Genomic DNA, 23,277 nt, shown 5'->3' with positions numbered 1-23,277 from the left:
GTACGCAGCCGGTCGGCCGTCTCTCCGGGCGTACGGTGGAGGGGTCGGGGCAGAGCGACGGAAGTGACGGTTCGATGACGCTTGCCGCGGGAGGCAGGGGCGGAAACCTGCCCATCGCGTTGACCAGTTTCGTCGGCCGCCGCCGTCAGGTGACCGAGGCACGGCGACTGCTGTCCACCGCACGCCTGGTGACCTTGACCGGTATCGGCGGGGTTGGGAAGACCCGGCTCGCACTGAAGGTGGCCGAGGATTCACGCAGGGCTTTCCCTGATGGCGTCCGGGTGGTCGAACTCGCCGAAGTCCACGACCCGGAGTCCCTCAAGGACGCAGTGGCGATCGCCGTCGGGTTGCGCGTCCGCGCCGCGCGCCCACCCCTGGACGTGCTGGTCGAGTATCTCGCCACCCGCCGACTGTTGCTGGTCATGGACAATTGCGAGCACCTGGTCGAGTCCGTGGCCGTGCTGTGTGATGCATTGCTGCGCCGGTGCCCGGACCTTCGGATACTCGCAACGAGCCGGGAGCCCCTCGGCATCGGCGGGGAGGCGATCCTGTTGGTTCCGCCGCTGACGGTGCCGGATTCTCTGCGGGCGACATCACTGGAGGGACTTCCTCAGTACGAGGCGGTCACCTTGTTCGTCGAACGGGCCACGTCGGCCGTTCCCGAATTTCGACTCACCGAGGAGAACCAGGGCGATGTCATCGGGATCTGCCGCCAGCTGGACGGCCTTCCCCTGCCGATCGAACTTGCGGCGGCACGGTTGCGGGCGATGTCCGCGGCGCAGATCCTGCACCGGCTGACCGACCGTTATCGGTTGTTGAACAGGGGCAGCCGTACCGCACCGACACGGCAGCAGTCGCTGCGTGCCTGCATCGACTGGAGCCACGAACTGTGCTCGGAACAGGAACAGAAACTGTGGCGCCGACTGTCGGTGTTCGCGGGCAGCTTCGAGTTGGACGCCGCCGAAGACATCTGCGCGGATGACTTCACCGGGGGCGAACTGCTGGACGGCGTGACCTCCCTGGTCGACAAGTCGATCCTGATCCGGGACGAGCCGGGCACAGTCGTGAGGTACCGGCTACTGGAGACCATCCGCGAGTACGGCCAGGAGAAGCTGCGGGAGTCCGGCGAGCATCCGGCCCTTCTCCAGCGGCACCGAGACTGGTACGAGCGGCTGGCCATGCGGGCAGCGGACGAGTGGATCAGCTCGGATCAGGTGGCGTGGATCGCGCGGCTCGAACGGGAACAGTCGAACCTGCGCGATGCGCTGACGTTCAGCATCACCGGGAACGCACCAGGAGTCACCGGACTGCGGATGGCCACCGCGTTGTATCCCTTCTGGCTCTCCCGCGGGCGACTCAGCGAGGGACGCCGCTGGCTGGAACGTGCGTTGGCGGGCCCGTGCGAGGCCGAGGCCGAGGAACGCACCAAGGCGCTGTACGCGTACAGCGCATTGGCTGCGATGCAGGGCGATGTCCAGGGCGGGATGGCCCGGGTGAAGGAGGGGCGCGGGCTCGACCTGGACACTCGCGATGCCGTGTCGGATGCCTTCCTCACCCACGTCGAGGGCCTGCTGGCAACCGCGGCCGGCGACTTCGGCCGGGCGGTCGACTGCCTGGAGGCGAGTCTCGAGGTCTTCCGCTCGGAGGGCATGCGCCTGCAGATCGTGGAGGATCTGGTGGGTCTCGGGTTGGCCACGGCGTTACTCGGTGACGTGACCCGCGCGGCCGCCTGGCACGCCGAGGTACTGGCCATCACCGAACCCTGTGGTGAAGCCGTCTTCCGGACCTACTCGTTGTGGGCCACGGGCATGGCGGAGTTGCAGCGGGGCGACCCTGCGCACGCTGTGTCGTTGTTCGAGGAAGGTCTGCGATTGACTCGATCGGTGGACGATCCGCTGAGCGCCGCGTGGTTCCTGGACGTGCTCGCGTGGGTCGGGGCCGCGGCGCAGGAGTTCGACCGGGCCGCGACGCTCAGGGGGGCGGCCATGTCGATGTGGCAGATCGTGGACGGCCCCACGGTCCGGTTTCCCAGCCTGCTCGTGCACCGCGACGAGTGTCGGCTTCAGATCGTCGGTGCGATCGGCGAGCGGGGGTACGAAGCTGCGCTTCGTCGAGGCCGGGCGCTGACCTTCGCGGGCGCGGTCTCGTTCGCGCTGCGCGAGAAGAACGGCGAGACGGAACCAGAACCGGTCGTTACCGCGACGAACCTGACCCGACGCGAGCAGCAGGTCGCCGAACTGGTGGCGCAAGGACTCACCAACAAGGCGATCGCCGAGCAGTTGGTCATCTCTCCACGCACCGCGCAGGGGCATGTCGAACACGTACTGGCAAAGCTCGGCTTCACCTCGCGGGCGCAGATCGCGGCATGGTCGGTCGAGCGCAGCCGAGATTCGTAGGAGATGACAACGCCGCTGCGGACGCCTCCGGAGAAGTAGCCGGTCAGGACAACCCGACCATCGCGCGGCCGCCGGTGAGGATCAGTCGACCGTCGGCCAGACCAACGGACGCCCCGGACGACGAGTCACCGGTGCCGACGGCGGCCATCGGCAACGTCCACCGTATCCGCCCGGTTTCCGGATCGATCCCGGTCAGCACGCGGGAACCGACGACGACCAGGCCGTCGCCGTCCCGGATCAAGGACTCCGCATTCTCGTCGAGTTCGGTGCGCCACAGAATTCGTCCCGCGCCCCGGTCGACGCCGATCGCTTCACGGCCACGCACGACGACGACTCGGCCCGTCACAGCAACTCCAGAAGCGCCGTCCAGTTCGTCACTGCGCCACAGCATCTCGCCCGACTCCCGGTCGTGGGCGGCACCACCGACGACGAGCGGCATCCCACCGACCGGTTCGTCGACCAGGACCCGCCCCGGAGAACCCGAGTCCGTCGTGACCAACGACCTCCCGAAACGATCGACCACATCGAATCCGCGCGACTCCCCGTCGTCGCAACCACTGCGAGTGATGATCACGAGCCCCGGCGGCGCGATCCGGGGGTCACCCACACATTCAGGTAGACCGCGCGACCACGTCTGTCGTCCGGTCACGGGGTCGAATCCGACGATGTCGGCTCCGATGTCGATCAGACCGACGCCCTGTCGAACGTTGATCACGGACCCCTCCGCGATTCCCTCCCACGCATCGCCGAGGTCGAAGCGTGTCGTCCATTCCGAACCGGGTGCCGCGGCGGGTCCGGCGTGCACCTCGACGTCGTTGTCCTCGGGATTTCCCTCGACGACCATCACCCGGTCCCCATCGGTGGCGATCCCGAAGATCGACCAGTCCTCCGGGACCGACACCTCCGACAGTGCACCCGTGTCGACGTTCACCACGACCAGGGTCTGCTCGCCGAGACCGCGATAGCACACCAACTCTCGCTCGACCAGGGCCTCCGCGCAGCCGCCCAGCACCCCGACCGGGGTGCGCCACCGAACGGTTCCGTCCGCGGTATCGACACCGATGAACATGGTCTCGTCGAGCGAGTACCCCCGCGGGTCGGGCAGTCCGATCGCGGTCACCACCGTGTCCCCTGCCTCGACGAACCCGGGTGAATCCCAGTCGAACTCGGTGCCGTACCGGGGGTCGCGGAACTGGGCGAACGCGCGGCCGTACACCTCGGCGGCGTCGAGAGACCAGGCACGTATCGGCGCATCGGCGCTCGCCGTGGGTTCCGGCGGGGCGGTGGGCGTCGGGAATTCGGTACCGACCCAGGCGGGGTCGACGGGGTCACGCTCCGAATCGCCGCCGCTGCGGGCCACGACGACGACGGCTCCCGTCACCGTCACCGCTGCGACGAGGGCCGCGACGAGGAGGCGCCGCCCTTCCGGGGTCACCACCGCAACCCCGGTGTCGACGCGAGGGACTGCAACTGGTCGAGCGTCAGCACCGGGTCGAGAGACCGAGGCGTATCGGATGCCAAGTCGCCGTCACTCGACAACCGGACCTGGATACGGAATCCGTCCGGCCGCGTCACGACGGCGGCCGCGGAGGTCTGCCAACCCGTCGCCCCGTCCGGCCGCATGGTGGCGACGGTGTCGGGCGCAGTTCGCTGGACCACCGATCCGTCGGCCAACGTGGTGTATTCGCTGCGGTCGTCGGCAGTCGCAGGGTCGTAGGGGTCGCGCGGCGCCGGAAGAGCCTGACCGTCACTGATGACGACGCTCAGCCGACCGGTTCCGGCCGGCCCGCGGACGTCCACCGTGGTGCACAGACCGGTCGGCGAGGTTCCGGCCGGTTGCAGTGACCCCAGGGGGCGATCCAGGGTCACCCCGTCCGGTGCCAGCGCCTGCCAGGCACCGTCGAGGACCGTGTCGACCTCCGCGACGGTCGCCCGGGTCAGCGGGAACCCGCCTGCGCCGCCGCCCGAGTCGCACGACCGCGGCGGGGGTGGCGTGCCTTCCGGGACGGGTGCGGTGGTCGCGAGGCCGGGCGTGCGCGCCAGGTCCGACAGTTCGCCGACGGTCAGCGGCACGCCCCCGCTGTTCCGATTTCCCTGCTCCGCCGGATACTCGTCACTCGCCCAGGCCTGCACCTGCGTGTGGTCGGGCAGGTACGCGGTGGCCTGTCGAGACAGGGTTCGGACGCCGTCGTACTCGGCCCAGGTGTCGAGGGTGTCGACGACAGTGCCGTCGGGGAAGGTGCTGCGGCGGTCGAGTGCGCCGGCCACACATTCGGGCACGGGCTTCGTCCGTTGCCGGACGGTCACACTCACACGTCCCCGCTCATCGCCGCGCACCAGCAGCCCACTGGCGGTGGTGTCACCTCCGATGTCGTCGACAGTCATGTCGTCGGGAAACTCGGCGTTTCCGCTGTAGTCGTGCATAGGCTGGAAGGTCAGGGAGTTGTCGGGATCGGCGAATTCGAGCTGCACCTGCGCGGGCAGAGACGCACGGAGCGCGTCGCTCATCGCGGTGGCCTTCGGTGCCGTGAACCACGGATACCGCGGATTGTCGTAGGTCGCGTCGCCGGAGAGCCACGCCGCGAAGCCCTCGTCGGATGACGGCGCCGCGACGGTGTCGCACCCCGGGATCGTGGTCGGGAACTCGACCTCGGGGGTGAGGTACGCCGGCCCGGCCGCCTCGTCGGGTGACGGCGTGTGCAGCAGTCCGGCGACCATCACCCCGCTCGCGACAATGGACACGACGACCAGCGTGTCCGCCAGTCCCCATCGGAGCTCTGGCCCCTGCGCCATCTATCCCCCTCAACGTCACGATCCGGTCGGACCGTCGCTACCGTTTCGTCGGATTCACGATGTGCGTTACTCGGTGCGGGCTGGGGAAAGTAGCCCACGCATCGCCGTGCGACGATGAGCGCATGACCGCGGAACCCTGTGACGCCATCGTTCTCGCCGGCGGGTCCGGCAGCAGGATGGGCGGCGTCGACAAGCCCGCCATCGAGGTCGGTGGGCGCAGCATGCTGGCCACCGCGCTCGCCGCCGTCGAGGACGCGGCCGTGACGGTCGTCGTCGGTCCGCACCGCGACGACCTGGCGCCGTCGGTGCGCCAGGTCCAGGAGTCCCCGCGCGGCGCCGGACCGGTCGCCGCCCTCGCTGCGGGACTCGAACTCTGTGGTGACGCGCCGATCGTGGCCGTCCTCGCCGCCGACCTGCCCACACTCACCGCCGAAGCGGTCGACCGGTTGCGTGAAGCAGTCGACACCTCCGGCGCCGACGCCGCGTTCGCGGTCGACGAGTCCGGGCGCGTGCAGTTCCTCCTCGGCGTCTGGCGGACCGCAACACTTGCCACCCGCCTCGCCGAACTGGGCGGTCTCACCAACCAGCCGATGAAGTCGCTGGTCCCCGACAACGTCACGACCGTCACGATGTCGGACATCTCCGACTGCGACACCGCAGCCGATCTGATCGCCGCCCGTGCCCGCGCCGCACGGTCGTCACTGTCGATCGCCGACGCCCGCGACATCATCCGCCGCGGCATCGAATCGCTTCCTGCCCTTGAGCTGTCGCCCCTGGAGGCGATCGGCGGCGCGCTCGCCCAACCGCTGATCGCGGCCGACGCCCTGCCCCGCGTCGACGTGTCCGCGATGGACGGCTACGCCGTGTCCGGTCCCGGCCCGTGGCAACTCGACACCACCGTCAGGTACGCCGGGTCCACGGACGAGGTGGTGCTGGACGACGGTCACGCGGTGCGGATCGCGACGGGCGCCCACCTCCCCACTGGCGCGACCGGCGTGATTCGCGACGAACACACCGACCTGGACGGAAAGATCCTGACCCACAAGGCGGATACCCCGGATCGGGACGACACCCGCCGCCGCGGCGAGGACTGGCATCCAGGCGCCTCACTCGCCGAGGCCGGCACCCGCGTGACGCCTGCCCTCGCCTCCCTCGCCCGCAGCGCCGAGGTCACCGAACTGCTCGTGCGCGGACCGGTCCGCGCGCACGTGGTGGTGACCGGCGACGAGATCCGGCGCGACGGTCCGCTGCGCGACGGTCAGACTCGAGACTCCCTCGGACCTGTTCTCCCGCATTATCTTTCCTGGTGCGGAATGCAGTCCGCCGCGAGCACCCACCTGCGCGACACGGCAGGCGGCTTCGACGAGCTCCTCGCACCCGGGTCGACGGACACGGACGTCATCGTGATCGTCGGCGCCACCGGTGGTGGTGCCGCCGATCACCTGCGTCTGGCACTCGAACGAGCCGGAGCGCGCATCGTGGTGGGCCGGGTGCGCTGCCGACCGGGTGGATCACAGGTCGTTGCCGCGCTCCCCGACGACCGCATCGTGATCGGCCTGCCCGGCAACCCGTACGCCGCGGTGGCGACGATCCTGCTCACTGCACCGGCGGTCACTGCGGCGCTGATCGGAGCGCCACGCCCGGCGGTCGTCACCGGCGTCGTCGCGAACTGCTCGGAGGTGTCCCCGGCCGGAAGTCGTGGGGAGACACCGCGCATTCTGCCGGTTCGACGTCAGACCGATGGCACGCTGCGGGCGGTCAATCAGGTCCGCACGGCCCACCTGGGTGCACTGGTCGGGGCCGAGGCCCTCGCGGTCATCGGACCGGCAGCACCCGACGGCGGCGCGGTCGAACTGCTTCCGCTGCCCCGGTGACGCGGGCGGCCTCGACGCCCGCGCGGTAGCGGCCGACCAAGAGCTGCACGAGCGCCGGATGCACACCGAGCGGCTCGGCCACTCCGTCCGCGCCTGCATCCGCGAGTCGCGAGTGAAACAGACCGTGCGCCAACAGGTACGACGCGACGAACACGCGCCGACCTGTCTCGTCCCGGACGCGGGCGACCACCTCCGGAACGCGAGGCTCGCCCGTCGCGACATATCCGATGTCGACGCGCTCACCCGTCAGGTCGGCAAGCATCGCCGCGGCGCGTCGCACGTCCGTCAACGCCCGTGGATCGGACGAGCCCGCGGCCGCGAGGACGACGGCGTCGCCGCGCGTCCACCCCGCCTCGCGGAGACGTTGCAGTAGAACGCCGGCCAGTACCGGGTCGGGGCCGAGCGCGGGCGTCACGTGGACGTCGGGGTTTCCCGAGTCGGCCACCTCCCGGGGCACGTCCGTGTGGACGTGGTAGCCCGACGCCAGGAACGCCGGAACCACGACGGCCGGTGCGGCGAGCTCTCGCAGTACCTCCGACGGGGACGGGCCGAGGACGTCGACGAACGCGACCCGGGTCGTCCCAACGGATGCGGCGACCTCCTCCGCCAGCGCGGCCACCAGGTCGACCCCACGCGCACTCCTGGTGCCGTGCGCGACGAGAACCAGCGCGGGAGGCTCACCCCACGCGCGCCGCGTCACGGCCGCTTCCCGTCGTCGTCGCAGTCCGCGGGGTCGATCGCCAACCGGTATCCGCGTTTGACGACCGTCTGCACGATCTTGGGTGCACCGAGGCACGAACGCAGTCGCGCGATCGCCGTCTCCACCGCGTGCGTGTCACCGCCGCCTCCCGGAAGCACGGAGAGCAGTTCCTCACGCGAGACGACCTGACCGGGCCGCCGGGCCAGGGTTCGCATCAGTGACATCGCGGCGGGGGCGAGTTGGCGCACCTCCCCGTCGACGACGACGCAGCCGCCGCGCACGCTCAGGTCGTGCCCCGCCGCGCGGACCTTCATCGCACGACGCGGGAGCTCCTCCGCGATGTGCCGGGCCAGGGATCCGAGACGAGCACGCGTCGGCATCGTCGGGTGGACGCCGAGCGCTTCGAGCGGCGCAGACGTGACGGGCCCGACGCACACCGCGAGAACACGTCCGCCGAACGCGGCCAGGAGCGGCTCGACCAGCCCGATCTCCTTGGCACGCATGAGCATCGAGGCGACCGCCGGTGCGCTGGTGAAGCTGACGGCGTCCAGCCCGCCCGACACCGTCAGTTCGATCAGCCGGTCCATCGCGGTCTGGTCCTGCGGCGGCGTCCAGCGGTAGACCGGGACGGGCACGACTTCGGCACCTGCGAGCCGAAGCACCTCACAGAAGTCGGGCAGCGGCTCCCATTCCGTTGTGGCGCCGTGCAACTGGACGGCGATCCGCTTGCCTTCCACCCCCTCGGCGAGCAGGTGGTCGAGAACCTCGGCGGAGGACTCAGACGCGGGCGACCATTCCTCCCTCAGGTCGGCGGCGCGGATGGCGCCCTTCGCCTTCGGTCCGCGGGCGAGAATCCGGGACCGGCCCAACGCCGCTCCCAGTTCGTCCGCCAGACCCCACCCGTCGACGGCCTCCATCCAGCCGCGAAATCCGATCCCCGTGGTCGCGACCGTGATCTCTGCGGGCTGCTCGATCAGTTCCCGGCTCACGCGCTCCAACTCGGCATCGTCGACGAGCGGGATGATGCGGATCGCGGGAGCGCTGACGACCGCCGCGCCCCGCCGCGTCAGCAGGGTGGTGAACTCTTCCGAACGTCGGGCCGCGGTCACCCCGACGGTGAACCCCTTGAGGGGCTCACCGATCCGCGTCTCGTCCGTCGTCATGGTCACTCGCCGGCAGGTACTGCGGCAGGGTCCGCGACGTCGGCCGTGGTGCCGCGCAGGGGGCTGTGGACCTGGACGACGCCCGCCCACACCCGCACGCCGTACACGGGCAGCGACACCGACTCGTCGTCGAGGCAGCGCCCGTCCACGAGCGAGAACGGCTGCTTGAGCAGCGGCGAGGTGACGATCGGCTCGCCCGCCCGGTCACCGACCAGGCCACGCGACATCACGGCGGCACGCCCGAACGGGTCGATGTTGCCGACTGCCCGCAGCGTCCCGTCGTCGAGAAGGAACAAAGCCACCTGCTCACCTCCGCTGAGCAACACTGCGACACCGCGCCCCGGAATGAGGCGGCTGAGCGGGCACGCCGACGTCCACTCGAGTCGGCCGTCCCTGACGCTCTCACGTCCGGAGTTCGGAACGCCCCCGGCACCGATGGTGGAGGCGCTGGTGCGCCCCGAATCGGTGTCGGATGGCATCTTGGAATCGATCACGGTCATCGCCGGTCCTCCCTGTAACAATCTGCCCCTATTTCTACGGAGCTGGTGTTACCCCGCTGTTAAGGCGCGATTCCCTCGCGGTAAGCAGCCGAACATCACGCCGGCATCGGGGGCATTCCCATCAGAACCGGGATCTTGCGGACCCCGGATTCGTCGAATGCGACCGTCGGATCGGCCTCGTCGGGTGCGTTGACGAAGGACACGAACCGGGCGAGCTTCTCCGGATCCTCCAGCACACCGGCCCACTCGTCGTGGTAGCCGTCCACGTGCTTCGCCATGGCCGCCTCCAGTTCGTCACCGATGCCGAGGCTGTCGTTGCACACGACGTCCTTGAGGTGATCGAGGCCGCCGTCCATCGCTTCGAGCCACGGCGCCGTGCGCTGCAGCCGGTCGGCGGTGCGGATGTAGAACATGAGGAATCGGTCGATGTACTTGACGAGGGTCTGGTCGTCCAGGCCCCCTGCGAGCAGGACCGCATGCTTCGGCGACTGACCACCGTTGCCGCAGACGTACAGATTCCAGCCGCTCTCGGTGGCGATGACACCGACGTCCTTGCCTCGCGCCTCGGCGCATTCGCGTGCACAGCCCGACACACCGAACTTGATCTTGTGCGGCGACCGCAGGCCGCGGTAGCGCATCTCGAGATCGACGGCCATCCCGACCGAATCCTGGACGCCGTAGCGGCACCACGTCGAGCCGACGCAGCTCTTCACCGTGCGCAGCGACTTCCCGTATGCCTGACCGGATTCCATGCCCGCGTCGACGAGACGCTTCCAGATCATCGGCAACTGCTCCACGCGCGCGCCGAACATGTCGATGCGCTGACCACCGGTCATCTTCACGTACAGCCCGAAGTCGCGGGCCACCTCGCCGATCACGATCAGCTGCTCGGGCGTGCACTCGCCGCCGGGCATCCGCGGGACCACGGAGTAGGTGCCGTTCTTCTGGATGTTGGCGAGGAAGTGGTCGTTGGTGTCCTGCAGCCCCGCCTGCTGACGGTGCAGGATGTGGTCGGAGTCGGTCGAGGCGAGGATCGACGCCACCACCGGCTTGCAGATGTCGCAGCCGGTGCCCTTGCCGTACTTGGAGATCAGCGACGAGAAGGTGCGGGTTCCGGTGGCCTGGACGATCTGGAACAGCTCGGCGCGGGACTGCTCGAAGTGCTCGCACAGGGCCTTGCTGAGCACCACACCCGACGACGCGAGCAGCTGCTTGATCGTGGGAAGGCAACCACCACAGGTGGTTCCGGCGTTGGTGCACGCCTTGACCTGGGCGATGTCGCACGCACCCTCGGCGATCGCGCCGCAGATCGCACCCTTGGTGACGGCGTTGCAGGAACACACCTCGGCGTCGTCCGGCAACGACCCCGCACCGGGCTTCTCACCGGCGGGCGAGATGAGCACGGCCGGATCGCCGGGCAATTCGCGTCCCACGAGCGGACGCAGCGACGCGTAGGCGGTCGCGTCCCCGACCAGGATGCCGCCGAGCAGCGTCCTCGCGTCGTCGGAGACGACCAGCTTCGCGTAGGTGCCCTTGGCGGCGTCGTTGAGCACCACCTCGAGGGCACCCTCGGACTGTGCGTGCGCGTCACCGAAGCTGGCGACGTCGACACCCATCAGCTTGAGCTTCGTCGACAGGTCGGCCCCGGGGAACTCGGCCGCGCCGCCGAGCAGACGGTCCGCGACGACCTCCGCGGTGCTGTAGCCGGGCGCGACGAGTCCGTAACAGGTGCCCTCGACGGCCGCGCACTCGCCGACCGCGTAGATCGCGTCGTCCGAGGTACGACAACCGATGTCGGTGAGGATCCCGCCGCGCTGACCGACGTCGAGCCCGGCGTCGCGGGCGAGTTGGTCCTGCGGCCGGACACCTGCGGAGAACACGAGCAGCGACGCGTCGATGACCGATCCGTCGGACAGTTCGACCGCGATCCCGGACGGCCCCTCGGTGATCGCCGCGGTTCCGACGCCGGTGTGCACGGAGACGCCCAAACTCTCGACGAGGCGGGCCAGGAGCGCACCACCGCCCTCGTCGACCTGCAGCGGCATCAGTCGCGGCGCGAACTCGACGACGTGCGGGGTCATACCGAGCAGGCGCAGCGCGTTCGCCGCCTCGAGACCGAGGAGGCCGCCACCGACGACGACACCGACGGCGCCTGGTCCGGCGGCCTCCGCGCGGGCACGGATGCCGTCGAGGTCGTCGAGGGTGCGGTAGACGTAGCACTCGTCGCGGTCGTGTCCGGGGACCGGCGGCACGAACGCGTACGAGCCGGTCGCCATCACGACCGCGTCGTAGGAGAGGACGTCGCCCGCCGACGTCGTCACCGTGCGCGCCGCGCGGTCGATGTCGGTGGCCCGAACCCCGAGCCGCAGGTCGACGAGATCGTCACTCTCGTATTCGTTCCCGGCAAGCGCGAGTTCCTTCGCGTCCCATGAGCCGACGTAGGACGAGAGGCCGACCCGGTCGTAGGCGGGCAGGTTCTCCTCGCAGAGCACGGTGATCCGCCACTGCCCGGCCTCGTCCCGCGCGCGGAGCGCTTCGACGAACCGGTGTCCGACCATTCCGTGACCAATGACCACGACAGACTTGGCACTCGCAACAGACTGGGGGCTCATGCCGCACCTTCTTCCTCGATCGATCTTGCACTGCTGTCCTACGGACGAACTGTCTTCTGGGGCTTGGGTACCCGGGCCAGGAAACCTTGTGAGCCGCGTCGTCAGTCGGTGGCGAGCGCCGGGGACTTGGCGTCCTCGGACGCCGTGCGCTCGGTGGGCCGCCGCAGGAACACGAACCAGGTGACGAACACGCAGGCGACGTAGAAGGCGAGGAACACCCAGAACGCCATGGTGGCCGACTTCGCGTCGCTGAGGTAGGACGCGCGGAGGACCAGGTTGATGCCGACACCGCCGAGTCCGCCGATGGCACCTGCGAAGCCGATGAGCGCACCGGACATGTTGCGCGACCAGGTGGCCTTCTCCTCGGCGTTGAGGTGGTCGAGACCCTGCGCCTTCGCCTCGAAGATCGACGGGATGATCTTGTAGACGGAACCGTTGCCGAGGCCCGACAGGAGGAACAGGGCGATGAAGCCGACGACCAGCAGCGTCAGGACTCCGGTGCTCGCGGCACCTGCGGTGGCGTCGTCGATCATGCTGGCCGTGACCAGGAGTCCCGCGGCGAGGGTCATCGCGGCGAAGGTGTAGAGGGTGATCTTGCCGCCGCCGATGCGGTCGGCCAGCTTGCCACCGTACGGGCGGGCGATCGAGCCGAGCAGCGGGCCGATGAACGCGATCTGCGCGGTGTGCAGCGCCGCCTGCGCCGGGGTGTCGCCACCCGCGAGGAAGTTGATCTGCATGACCTGACCGAAGGCGAAGCTGTAGCCGATGAACGAACCGAACGTGCCGATGTAGAGGAAGGCGATGACCCACGAGTGGCTGAACTTGAGGGTGTTGCCCATGGCCCTGAGGTCGGCCTTCTGGTTGCCGAGGTTGTCCATGAACAGGGCTGCGCCGACGGCCGCCGCGCCGCAGAGGACGAGGTAGACGGAGCAGACGATCCAGGCCTCGGTGTTGCCGACGGTTGCGATCACGAGCAGGCCGATGAGCTGGACGACCGGGACGCCGATGTTGCCGCCACCCGCGTTGAGTCCGAGCGCCCAGCCCTTGAGTCGCTGGGGGTAGAAGGCGTTGATGTTCGTCATCGAGGACGCGAAGTTGCCGCCGCCGACGCCGGCGATCGCCGCGACCAGCAGGAAGGTGGTGTACGAGTGCCCGGGGTTGAGCATCAGGTAGAGGGTTCCGATGAGCGGCACCCACAGCACGAAGGCACTGAAGACAGTCCAGTTACGGCCACCGAACTTCGCTGTCGCGACGGTGTAGGGAATGCGGAGGAGGGAGCCGACCAGGGTCGGGACCGCGACGAGGAAGAACTTGCCCGCGGCGTCGATACCGTAGATGTCGGTCGGCATGAACAGGACCATCACGGACCAGATGGACCAGACGGAGAACCCGACGTGTTCGGCGAAGACCGACCAGACGAGGTTGCGCTTGGCGATGTCCTTGCCGCCGGCCTCCCATGCGTCGACGTCCTCCGCGTCCCACTTCGCGATGTAGCGCTTGCGGGTCGAAACGGGGGCGTCGAGACCCACGGCTGTTGCCGTGGTGTCATCGGAGCGTGTGGTCACCGGGCCTCCTCGTAGTAGTGGATTGCCCAGAAAACTACGAGTGGGATGTTGCCTCGGTGCTGCCGTCAATGACCCCGCAATAAACTTGCTCTCACCTTGCCGACCGGTGGGATGTGAGAACCTTTCCGCAGGTGAACGGCATGTTACGGAGTGTGACGCGGACCGGCGTCGGCGCGATCGGCGGTCCACGAGTCCTCGAGGAACCGCGGCTTGCACGCCACCCGGCCCGCCACGAGGATCACGCACACGGCGACGAGAAGCAGTGCGAACGGCCACGTCCACCCGCCCGTTGCGTCGTGCAACACCCCGAACATCAGGGGGCCGATGCAGGCGACCGCGTAGCCGAGCCCCTGGGTGAAGCCGGACAGTGCCGCCGATCCGGCACCGGTGCGGGTCCGCAGGTTGATGAGCGTCAACGCCATCGGGAACGTACTGGGCCCGAGCCCGACCACCACGATCCACACGATCGGTGCCGACATCGGAGCCCACAGCAGTCCCGCGAATCCGACGAGGTAGCTGACTCCGCACGCGAGGACCACCGGGTACGGGTTGGCGATCCGAATGCAGAGCGACGGCGCGCTGAGTGCGGCGAGGAATCCGACGGCACTGAACAGCGCGACCATCGACCCGGCGAACCCGGTGCTCGCCCCCGCCTCGGTGAGGATCTTCGGTATCCAGGTGAACATCGAATAGGTGATCAGAGAGGTCATGCCGAACATTCCGGCCATGCCCCAGGCGACCGGCGAACGCCAGACCTGACCCACCGGCGCCTCATCGGGGTCGGTGGAGGGCGCATCGCCCGACGCGACCGGGAACGTGTCCGCGTCCCGCCTGCGCCTGCCCGCGACGGCGGTCAGCCAGGGCAGCATCGCGGCTATCGGGAGCAGCGCCCAGACACCGAGCGAGACACGCCATCCGTGTGAGTCCGACAGCGGCACCGCGACGAGCGCAGGCACCATGGTGCCGATCTGCACGCAGAGGATGTAGATGGTGCTGACCGCGCCGATCCGATCCGGAAAATAGCGTTTGACCAGCGGCGGGACGACGACGTTTCCGATTCCCATCCCGCCGAGTGCGAGCGCCGAGAACACCAGCAGTGCCGCCGTCCCCGACATGAGTGGGCGCACCGCGAGGCCGGCCGCCGTCATCGCCATGGAGACGAGGACGACGACTTCGAGGCCGGATCGGCGAATGAACCGCGGCGTGAGGATGCCCGCAACCGCGAACATCGCGGTGGGAAGCATCCCGAACAGGCCGACGACGGCCGAGTCGAAGCCGACGTCGCGCCCGATCTCGTCGAGCAGTGGGGTCAGTGACGTGACCGCGGTGCGCAGGGTGAGCGCGGAGAGGACGATGGCGACGAGTACGACGAGGCGTCCGGCGATCAGTGACCGCGGTCGCTCACTTGTCCGGGCTGCCTCGCTCACCGTCACCGTTCACCTCGTGTCTCTGGAAGAAGGTCCGCGATCCCGGACCCGGAAATCATAGGATGAATGGATGAATCGAGGCAATTGATTAAGCTCTCGGTCGTCTCCCACGAGAAAGGTCACCGTGCAACCCGTACGACGCACCAGCCTCATCGCGCAGGTCACCGAGCAGCTGCGCGCCGAGATCACCGCCGGCCACTGGCCGGTGGGCGGGCGGATCCCCACCGAACCCGCGCTCTCGGAACTCACCGGCACCGGCCGCAACACCGTCCGCGAAGCGGTCCAGGCACTGGTGCACGCAGGCATGCTCGAACGACGCCAGGGCTCGGGCACCTACGTGATCGCCACCAGCGACCTCGGCGGCACGCTGTCCAAGTACTTCGCATCCGCGCACGAGCGGGACGTCCTCGAGCTACGTCAGGCCCTCGACGTCACCGCAGCCGCCCTCGCCGCCCGGAGGCGAGACGACACCGACGTCGAGATACTGCACGACCTGCTCGCCCGGCGGAATCGACTGTGGCGCAACCCCGAATCCGCCACTCCCCAGGAGAAGCAGGCCGCGGTCGCGGCCGATCTGGCGCTGCACCGCGCGATCGTCGCCGCGAGCCACAACGAGGTCTACCTGGAGTTCTACGACTCGCTGCTGCCCGCGATCGAGGTGACCGTCGCCCAGCATCCCGTCGACGCCGCCAACTCGTTCGAGCCGCAGCACGAGGAACTGGTGCGCGCGGTTGTCGACGGCGACCCGGAACGCGCCGCGATGGCGGCCCGGCACTTCCTGACCGAACTCATCGCGCTGCGTCGTCCGGACTGACCACGCAGCCGGTGCGACCATCCACCGGCCGAGGATTCCTCGCCCTACGATCGGGTGGTGCCGACGATTCACCACGCGCCACTGGACCGCACCGATCCCGTCACCCTGTACCGGATCATGATGCTGCGCACCGAGGTGTTCGTCCACGAGCAGGGCGTCGTGAGCGAACCCGAACTCGACGGCCGCGACCTGGAACCGACGACGACGCTCTTCTGGGCGGAGCAGGGCGGCGATGTGGTGGCGACACTGCGAGTGCTCGCGGACGGCGACGGCGGAATGGTCCACATCGGCCGGGTTGCCACCGCGGCGCGGGCGCGGGGACAGGGCGTGGCCGGCTCCCTCCTGAGTGCAGCGTTGGCGACCTGCCCGGGGGACGTCGCGATCTCCGCCCAGGCGTATCTCGAATCGTGGTACGGCCGGTTCGGGTTCGTCCGCACCGGACCGAATTTCCTGGAGGCGGGCATCGACCACGTGCCGATGCTGCGAGTCGGTACGGCATCGCCCAGGGAATCATCCAACCGGACAGTTAGTTGAAATTTTCATGACCAAGAGTGATCCCGTCCTTCAGAAGTTCCGGCTCGGCTCGCCATGGCAGGCCGTCGACCCGTTCCTCTTCGTCGCCTACCACCTCGACGCCTATCCGGTGGGCACCGCCGAACTGGGCCCCGACGCCACGCTCGCCGGGCGTCCACTCGGCCAGGACTTCGGCAATCCGGCGGGGTGGAACATGTACCACGGGCAGACGGTGCCCGGGTTTCCCCAGCACCCCCACCGCGGCTTCGAGACCGTGACCTACGTCCGGCAGGGTGTGGTCGACCACGCCGACTCGCTCGGTGCGACCGCCCGCTACGGCGACGGCGACACCCAGTGGCTGACCACCGGACGCGGCGTCTCGCACTCCGAGATGTTCCCGCTCCTCGAGCGTGATCGACCCAACCCACTCGAACTGTTCCAGATCTGGGTGAACCTCCCCGCTGCGTCCAAGACCGCAGACCCGCACTTCTCGATGTTCTGGAACGAGCAGATGCCCCGCGTCGTCCGAACCGACGCGCAGGGCCGCAGCACCGACGTCACGGTGATCGCGGGCACGCTCGGCGACACCGAGCCCCTCGCTCCCCCGCCCGAGTCGTGGGCGTCGAGCCCGGACTCGGATCTCGCCATCTGGCACCTGGAACTGGACGCGGATGCCGAGTTCGAGCTGCCGGTCGCGGCAGGCCCCGACACGCACCGGGTGCTGTACGTCTACGAGGGATCGTCCGTTCGCATCGGAGAAACCGACACGGACGCAGGCAACGGCATCCTCGTCGACGCGACCGTGCCGGTGACGCTGACCGCGGGTGCGGGAGGCATCAAGATCCTGCTGATGCAGGGCCGGCCGATCGGTGAGCCCGTCGCCCAGCACGGACCGTTCGTGATGAACGATGCCGCGGGCCTGCAGGAGGCGTTCGACGACTACCGCCGCACCGGGTTCGGCGGATGGCCGTGGCCCGCGGACGATCCCGTCCACGCCCCGGACACCGGACGCTTCGCCCGCCGCCCGGACGGAACCGTCGACCGGCCCTGACCCTCGGGCCGCGCGGGTCAGAGCATCAGGCGGATCAGGTCCGCGGTGCGAACCAGTCCGGGCAGCGCTGCATCCGTCGACCGCGGATGCAGCGCATGGACGGCGAGGCGGAACATCAAGGCCCGCAACAACATCTGCGGCCACTCCGGAAGGTCGTCCCAGCGACCGACGAGTTCCTCGTCCGCGCCGCCCCAGGAGATCGCGTCGACGACGACAACGCCTGCCGCCCACGCCGCCGGACGCCAGTACGGCGTGATGTCGGTCAGTCCCGGTGCTTCCGAACCCGAGAACAACACCGTGCCGAACAGGTCGCCGTGCACCAACTGGTCCGGGCTGTGCACCGGCTTGCGCAGTGTGGCCAGCTGCCCGATCAGTTCGATGCTGGTGCGACCGTCCGCGGTCGAGGACTCGAACTGCCCCTTCACCCCCCGCAACGGCACCTGCTCCCACGCGGCCCGGTCCGCGGCGACGAACACGTCCACGTCCTGCCACGGCGGTATCGGTGGCTGCACCAGGAAACGAGGGCGCTCCAATGCCGATGTCGCCGCATGGAGCCGCAACGACATCGACACCACCTCGTCGTGCCGCGGCTCCGGCGTTCCGTCGATGAACGTGTCCGCACGCCAACCGGATACGACGTAGCGCCCGTCCGTGGCCCGCACCGGACGGGCCAGACGCACCCCGTCCGGGTTCAATCCCTCACGCACCTTCGCCGACCAGGCCGCGCGGGCGTGATCGGCAACCGGCGACAGCACGACGTCGTCGCATCGCCAACCGCCCTCCCAGTCGGGGCCGAGTGCCACAGGGGTCGTCTCCCGCAGCCCAAAGGTGGACCGCACATGGGTGGGTGGTTCGACGGAGCTCACGCAGCCAACGCTACCGCCGAGGCAGCCACCACTCGGCCCTGACGCGCCATAAACACCGGGGCTCACGCCACGAACTTCGCCACACCGACGGCTCAGTACGTGGGCAGGCTCGGATCGATCTGCGCGGCCCACGCGGCGACGCCGCCCTGCAGATGGGTGGCGTCGGCGAATCCCGCGCGCCGGAGTGCGGCCAGCACCTCCGCCGAACGGATTCCCGTCTTGCAGTAGAGGACGATCGGCCGGTCCTGTGGCAGGTCGGCGAGTGCGTCGCCGGACAGGATGCGGCCCTTGGGAACGAGGGTCGCACCCGGGATGCGCACGATGTCCCACTCGACAGGCTCGCGGACATCGATCAGCGCGACGTCGCCGCCGCCGTCGAGAAGCGCCGCCAGTTCGGTCGCGGTGACGGTCCCGCCTGCGACGGCGTCGCGGTCCTCGTCGGCGACCACGCCGCAGAAGGCGTCGTAGTCGATCAGTTCGGTCACCGGCACCCGGCCCGGGTCGCGTCGCAGCCGGATCGTGCGGTAGTTCATCGCGAGTGCGTCGTAGATCATCAGCCGACCCAACAGAGGTTCGCCGATCCCGGTGATCAGCTTGATCGCCTCGGTCGCCATCACCGAGCCGATCGACGCGCACAGCACGCCGAGCACGCCACCCTCCGCGCACGACGGCACCGTGCCCGGAGCAGGCGCCTCGGGGTACAGGTCGCGGTAGTTGAGGCCGCGGTCGTCCGGGGCGGCCTCCCAGAACACCGACACCTGCCCCTCGAAGCGGTAGATCGACCCCCAGACGTACGGCTTCCCCGCGAGTATCGCCGCGTCGTTGACGAGGTAGCGGGTGGCGAAGTTGTCGGTGCCGTCGAGGATCAGGTCGTACTGCGAGAACAATTCGACGGCGTTGCCGCTGTCGAGCCGGAACTCGTGCAGCCGCACGTCGACCCGGTCGTTGATCTCGAGGATCGAGTCACGCGCACTGTGCGCCTTGTGCCTGCCGACGTCGGACCGGCCGTGAATGACCTGCCGCTGCAGGTTCGACTCCTCGACCTCGTCGAACTCGACGATGCCGATCGTCCCGACCCCGGCGGCCGCGAGGTAGAGCAGCGTGGGCGAACCGAGTCCCCCGGCACCGATGACCAGAACCTTCGCGTTCTTGATCCGCTTCTGCCCGGTGACGCCGACGTTCGGGATGATCAGATGCCTGCTGTACCGGGCGACCTCGTCGCGGTCGAGGTCGGCGGCCGGCTCCACCAGTGGAGGCAGAGGACGGCTGACGGAAGTCGATGCGGGAGACGCCATGCGTCCATTGTCCTCGCCGCCGACGACGAGGCAGCTGCTGGGCCTCGGGCCGATCGGCTACCGTCCACAACCACCACCGCAGGCAACACGTGAAACCCGAGGAGCCCGATGACCGAGTCCGCGACCGATCCCGCCGTCCACCGGACGGAGATCACGGTGCGCTGGTCCGACATGGACGCGTTCAAACACGTGAACCACGCGCGGATGGTCACCCTGCTCGAGGAGGCGCGAATCGACTGGCTCGGATCGGTCGACCCGGAGGTCTCGGCGATGCTGCGCAATTCGGTCGTCGCGCACCTCGAGATCCGGTACCGGACTCCACTCGCGCACGCCGACAGCCCGCTGCAGGTGTCGATGTGGCTGGCACGGGTGCGCAGCGCCGACCTGACCGTCCACTACGAGGTCCGGGCGGCGGGTGCGGGGGCCGACTCGCGTCCCGCGGTGGAGGCGTCGACGCAGCTGGCGCTCGGTGATCCCTACGCGCGCACACTCCGGCGGCTCACCGCGGACCAGCGGCAGATGCTCGCACCGTGGGTGCGGCCCGCCTGAACGACGGCCACGGACGGGGTGTGCGTCATCCCCGAGGGTAGGGCCACGGATTGAACCGGCAGGTCTTGCCGTCCATCGGAACGACACCCTCCGGGTCGAGCTTGGCGATGTCGTTGTTCGAGGTGCCGAACGTCTGCTGCATCATCACGGGCGCGAGACCGCCGTCGGCCTCGCACGGCTGGTGAGCCTGGTAGCCGACCGCGTGCCCCACCTCGTGGTTGATCAGGTACTGGCGGTAGGACCCGATGTCGCCCTGGAAGCCGACGGCGCCGCGAACCCAGCGCGGCTCGTTGAGCACCACCCGATCGATGCCGGGGTTGTAGCAGGAGACCTCGAGCTGGATGTCGTACCCGCACGCCTCACGAATCGTCATCTGTGAGGTCAGCGAGATCCGGAATGTGGGATCTCCGGTGTCGACACGCTGGAAGGCGAACCGCGGGTCGTTGGTCCAACTCTTCGGATTCGCGAGGGTCTGGTCGACCATCCGGGCGAAGGAGTCGTCACCGCCGAAGCCCGCGGTGTCGATGCCGTCCTCGACCTCGACGGTGTAGGTGAAGACCTGCTCGGTCCCCTGCCCCACCTTGGCGGACGTCCCCGGAATCACCCGCCAGTTACCGCCTCCCTCGGCGGTGAAGGGACCGCCGTCCGGGAGGGCCCCCGAGGGGATCGACTCGGCGAAGTTGCCGTCCGCCTGAGGCGGCACACCGATGACGCCCGTTCCGTCGACGCTGGTGCTTCGCGCACCGAAACCGGGGAGGCCGTCGTCGGCCGAATCGGTCGACCCACCGCCGTTCAGGGCGTCGACGAGAACGAGCACCGTCACCACCGCGAGAACCGGAATCGCGTAGGCGCGCCAACCGTACGTGGAGACGAATCGGCCCAATCGGCTCTGCTTGCGGACCTGCCGATCCCCACGGGCGCTACGCGCACGCCCGCTGTCACCGCTGACGGGATCCCACTTCGCACGCAACGGCTGATGCGAGCCGACCCGGTCGCCGGGCCGGTCGTCGATCCGATCGTCCCCGCCCGGATGTCCACCACCGCGCAGCCGCGGTCCACCTCCATCCGTCACGGAACCAGAGTCTCACAGTCGACGGACCGCTCCACTCGGGCGCGCCGGTCGACACCCCCCGGTCGACCGCCGGAACAGGCCACGACCTGCATCGCGGGGCCCCAGGATGCTCTGGAGACCGGGTCGTGACAGTGACCTGGAATACTCGGGGGCGGATGTATCCGCCAATTCACGGATGCCCGAACCCAGGTTCGGTATTGTTCGATGACTTTGTGCACCCGGCGCCGTGAGCACCCTCACCCACGCAGCACGAGGCACGGAATCGTGAATACGCAGATTGGGAGCACGATGACTGAACTCGCGGATCGTTCCGCAACGCCCGCCGGGCGACAGGGTCCGAAGCGCAGCACCCGACTCCCCCGCGACGCGCGCCGACTCCAACTGCTCCAGGCCGCGAGCGAGGTGTTCGTCAGTCGCGGATACCACTCGGCAGGCATGGACGAGATCGCCGAATGCGCGGGCGTCAGCAAGCCGGTGCTGTACCAGCACTTCCCCGGCAAGCTCGACCTCTACCTCGCAGTGCTCCAGAGCTACGTGGACAGCCTCATCTCGGGTGTCCGTCAGGCACTCCGGTCGACGACCGACAACCGTCAGCGTGTGCGCGCCGCCGTCCAGGCGTTCTTCGATTTCGTCGACAACGAGAGCCAGGGGTACCGCCTGGTGTTCGAATCGGACTTCATGGGCGACGCCCAGGTTCAGGCGCAGGTGGACCGCGCCACCGAGGCGTGTGTCGACGCCGTGTTCGACCTGGTCGCCCACGATTCGGGACTCGACCCCTACCGGGCCCGGATCCTCGCGGTCGGCCTCGTCGGGACCAGCCAGTTCACCGCGCGCTACTGGCTGCAGGCGAACCGGCCCATCCCGAAGGAGCAGGCGGTGGACACGACCGTCGCCCTCGCCTGGGGTGGCCTCTCGCACGTGCCGATGCATCCCTGACCGACCCGGACACACGAACGGGACGCGGAGAGATCTCCGCGTCCCGTTCGCCGTTCTCGGACCGTGGGGTCGTCGGTCAGCTGCTGAAGCCGACCTTGCGGATGTCCGCCTGACCGATCTCCACATACGCGACCTTGGCCGCCTGGATCAGGAACTTGCGTCCCTTGTCGTCGACGAGGGCGAGCACGCCCGACGCGTCGCCGCCGATCGCCGCGGAGACGAGTTCGGTCACCTCGTCGGGGGTCTGCTCGCTGTTGACGATCAGCTCACGCGGGCTGTCAGAAATGCCGATCTTGACCTCCACGGCCAACCTCCGAAGTCTCGTGCCATCACTACCGGTGCCCAGGCTAGTGCGTCACCGGGCGCGACACCCGCACGCGGCGTGTGCTGATAGCGAACAGCGCCCAGCCCTCGCGAGAAGCGGCCGTCACACGAGACCGAGAACCTCCATGCGTTCGGCGTGCCGCTGCTGCATCCGGTCGAAGAGCGCGGCGACGCCGTTCAGGTCGCCGCTGGCGGTGAGCACGAGGCCCGTGAGTTCCTCCCGCTGCGCCATGACGAACTGCGCCTGGGTGATCGCCTCGCCGAGCAGTCGCCTGCCCCACAGCATCAGGCGATCCTTCTCCTTCGTGCTCGACCGGACCGCCTCGCTGACCTCGTGGACCACGAACTCCGAATGGCCGGTCTCGGCGAGGACCTCGCGCACCACGGCCCCGACCGACGGGTCGAGCGCGTCGGCGATCTCGAGGTAGAAGTCGGCGGCGATCCCGTCACCGACGTGTGCCTTGACCAGGGACTCGAGCCAGGTCGACGGGTGCGTGGACCGGTGGTAGTCGTCGAGTGCCTTCACGAACGGCGTCATCGCCTCGTAGACGTCGAGTCCGCGTGACGTCAGCGCCGCCTCGAGCGTCTCGAAGTGCCGCATCTCGGCGCCGGCCATCCGCGCGAGCGCGACCCGCCCCGCGAGGGTCGGGGACATGCGCGCATCCTCGGCGAGACGGTAGAAGGCGGAGATCTCGCCGTACGCCAGCACGGCGAACAGTTCACTCACACCGGGGTGATCGGCGGCGACGGCAGGCGACAACGGATCGGCGGAATTGGCTCCCATGGCGGACAGCGTAGTCGGATGTGAGCACGCGCCCACCTGCGAA

20 protein-coding genes are annotated in these 23,277 nt (G+C 69.0%); 7 read left to right on the top strand and 13 right to left on the bottom strand.

Annotated features, from left to right (window positions below; all coding sequences use genetic code 11):
• Window positions 1-74 precede the first annotated feature (74 nt).
• A complete protein-coding gene (locus FFS72_RS13605) occupies window positions 75-2,396 on the top strand; it encodes an ATP-binding protein (protein ID WP_137874427.1) in 2,322 nt (773 codons plus the stop codon).
• Between the two features lie 43 nt (window positions 2,397-2,439).
• Here the strand turns inward: FFS72_RS13605 and FFS72_RS13600 are convergent, their stop codons facing one another.
• Complete coding sequence (locus tag FFS72_RS13600; protein ID WP_137874426.1) at window positions 2,440-3,831, bottom strand: outer membrane protein assembly factor BamB family protein; 1,392 nt, start codon at window positions 3,829-3,831, stop codon at window positions 2,440-2,442.
• Window positions 3,828-5,189, bottom strand: coding sequence for a hypothetical protein (locus FFS72_RS13595; protein WP_137874425.1), 1,362 nt, complete (start codon window positions 5,187-5,189; stop codon window positions 3,828-3,830). The genes FFS72_RS13600 and FFS72_RS13595 overlap by 4 nt, the downstream gene beginning before the upstream one ends.
• A 122-nt stretch (window positions 5,190-5,311) precedes the next feature.
• On the opposite strand from FFS72_RS13595, the gene FFS72_RS13590 reads away from it, so the two are divergent.
• Entirely contained in the window at window positions 5,312-7,063 is a 1,752-nt protein-coding gene (locus FFS72_RS13590) for an NTP transferase domain-containing protein (RefSeq protein WP_137874424.1), read from the top strand.
• Here FFS72_RS13590 and FFS72_RS13585 read toward each other — a convergent pair.
• The 6 genes from FFS72_RS13585 to FFS72_RS13560 all read right to left on the bottom strand — a co-directional run bounded on the left by FFS72_RS13585 (window position 7,005) and on the right by FFS72_RS13560 (window position 15,030).
• Window positions 7,005-7,763, bottom strand: coding sequence for a sirohydrochlorin chelatase (locus FFS72_RS13585; protein WP_137874423.1), 759 nt, complete (start codon window positions 7,761-7,763; stop codon window positions 7,005-7,007). The two genes, FFS72_RS13590 and FFS72_RS13585, sit on opposite strands and share 59 nt — an antisense overlap.
• The gene (locus tag FFS72_RS13580; RefSeq protein WP_137874422.1) at window positions 7,760-8,926 is read right to left on the bottom strand and encodes a uroporphyrinogen-III synthase; all 1,167 of its coding nucleotides are present in this window, start codon (window positions 8,924-8,926) and stop codon (window positions 7,760-7,762) included. Before FFS72_RS13580 ends, FFS72_RS13585 begins: the two co-directional genes overlap by 4 nt.
• 2 nt (window positions 8,927-8,928) lie before the next feature.
• Entirely contained in the window at window positions 8,929-9,426 is a 498-nt protein-coding gene (gene nirD, locus FFS72_RS13575) for a nitrite reductase small subunit NirD (protein WP_249353286.1), read from the bottom strand.
• A 95-nt stretch (window positions 9,427-9,521) separates the two neighbouring features.
• Window positions 9,522-12,038 carry a nitrite reductase large subunit NirB gene (nirB, locus tag FFS72_RS13570; protein ID WP_137874421.1) on the bottom strand — a complete coding sequence of 839 codons (2,517 nt, stop codon included), beginning with the start codon at window positions 12,036-12,038 and terminating at the stop codon, window positions 9,522-9,524.
• A 101-nt stretch (window positions 12,039-12,139) separates the two neighbouring features.
• Window positions 12,140-13,567, bottom strand: coding sequence for an MFS transporter (locus tag FFS72_RS13565; RefSeq protein WP_171018670.1), 1,428 nt, complete (start codon window positions 13,565-13,567; stop codon window positions 12,140-12,142).
• 179 nt (window positions 13,568-13,746) lie between these two features.
• Window positions 13,747-15,030 carry a CynX/NimT family MFS transporter gene (locus tag FFS72_RS13560; protein WP_502704114.1) on the bottom strand — a complete coding sequence of 428 codons (1,284 nt, stop codon included), beginning with the start codon at window positions 15,028-15,030 and terminating at the stop codon, window positions 13,747-13,749.
• A gap of 124 nt (window positions 15,031-15,154) precedes the next feature.
• On the opposite strand from FFS72_RS13560, the gene FFS72_RS13555 reads away from it, so the two are divergent.
• The 3 genes from FFS72_RS13555 to FFS72_RS13545 are packed head-to-tail and all read left to right on the top strand — an operon-like array spanning window position 15,155 to window position 17,408.
• On the top strand, window positions 15,155-15,844 hold the full coding sequence (locus tag FFS72_RS13555) for a FadR/GntR family transcriptional regulator (RefSeq protein ID WP_137874419.1): 690 nt from the start codon (window positions 15,155-15,157) through the stop codon (window positions 15,842-15,844).
• Between the two features lie 57 nt (window positions 15,845-15,901).
• Complete coding sequence (locus tag FFS72_RS13550) at window positions 15,902-16,378, top strand: GNAT family N-acetyltransferase (RefSeq protein WP_137874418.1); 477 nt, start codon at window positions 15,902-15,904, stop codon at window positions 16,376-16,378.
• A 7-nt stretch (window positions 16,379-16,385) separates the two neighbouring features.
• The gene (locus FFS72_RS13545; RefSeq protein WP_137874417.1) at window positions 16,386-17,408 is read left to right on the top strand and encodes a pirin family protein; all 1,023 of its coding nucleotides are present in this window, start codon (window positions 16,386-16,388) and stop codon (window positions 17,406-17,408) included.
• 17 nt (window positions 17,409-17,425) lie between these two features.
• On the opposite strand, the gene FFS72_RS13540 is transcribed toward FFS72_RS13545, so the two are convergent.
• On the bottom strand, window positions 17,426-18,274 hold the full coding sequence (locus tag FFS72_RS13540; RefSeq protein ID WP_137874416.1) for a TIGR02569 family protein: 849 nt from the start codon (window positions 18,272-18,274) through the stop codon (window positions 17,426-17,428).
• A gap of 92 nt (window positions 18,275-18,366) precedes the next feature.
• Complete coding sequence (moeZ, locus tag FFS72_RS13535) at window positions 18,367-19,569, bottom strand: adenylyltransferase/sulfurtransferase MoeZ (protein ID WP_137874415.1); 1,203 nt, start codon at window positions 19,567-19,569, stop codon at window positions 18,367-18,369.
• Between the two features lie 108 nt (window positions 19,570-19,677).
• Here moeZ and FFS72_RS13530 point away from each other — a divergent pair, with 108 nt between their 5' ends.
• Complete coding sequence (locus tag FFS72_RS13530; RefSeq protein ID WP_137874414.1) at window positions 19,678-20,118, top strand: acyl-CoA thioesterase; 441 nt, start codon at window positions 19,678-19,680, stop codon at window positions 20,116-20,118.
• A gap of 25 nt (window positions 20,119-20,143) precedes the next feature.
• Here FFS72_RS13530 and FFS72_RS13525 read toward each other — a convergent pair whose 3' ends face one another.
• Entirely contained in the window at window positions 20,144-21,190 is a 1,047-nt protein-coding gene (locus FFS72_RS13525) for a DUF3152 domain-containing protein (protein WP_502704113.1), read from the bottom strand.
• Between the two features lie 288 nt (window positions 21,191-21,478).
• Here FFS72_RS13525 and fasR point away from each other — a divergent pair, with 288 nt between their 5' ends.
• The gene (gene fasR, locus FFS72_RS13520) at window positions 21,479-22,126 is read left to right on the top strand and encodes an HTH-type transcriptional activator FasR (protein WP_050064718.1); all 648 of its coding nucleotides are present in this window, start codon (window positions 21,479-21,481) and stop codon (window positions 22,124-22,126) included.
• Window positions 22,127-22,202: 76 nt separating this feature from the next.
• On the opposite strand, the gene FFS72_RS13515 is transcribed toward fasR, so the two are convergent.
• Both FFS72_RS13515 and FFS72_RS13510 read right to left on the bottom strand, forming a co-directional pair.
• Window positions 22,203-22,430 carry a DUF3107 domain-containing protein gene (locus FFS72_RS13515; RefSeq protein ID WP_050064717.1) on the bottom strand — a complete coding sequence of 76 codons (228 nt, stop codon included), beginning with the start codon at window positions 22,428-22,430 and terminating at the stop codon, window positions 22,203-22,205.
• Window positions 22,431-22,553: 123 nt separating this feature from the next.
• Window positions 22,554-23,234, bottom strand: coding sequence for a ferritin-like fold-containing protein (locus FFS72_RS13510; protein WP_050064716.1), 681 nt, complete (start codon window positions 23,232-23,234; stop codon window positions 22,554-22,556).
• Window positions 23,235-23,277 lie beyond the last annotated feature (43 nt).

Origin of the sequence: Rhodococcus sp. Q, from assembly GCF_005503035.1 — a bacterium.
GTDB lineage: Bacteria > Actinomycetota > Actinomycetes > Mycobacteriales > Mycobacteriaceae > Rhodococcus_G.
This window is presented reverse-complemented; position numbering and strand designations above follow the sequence as displayed.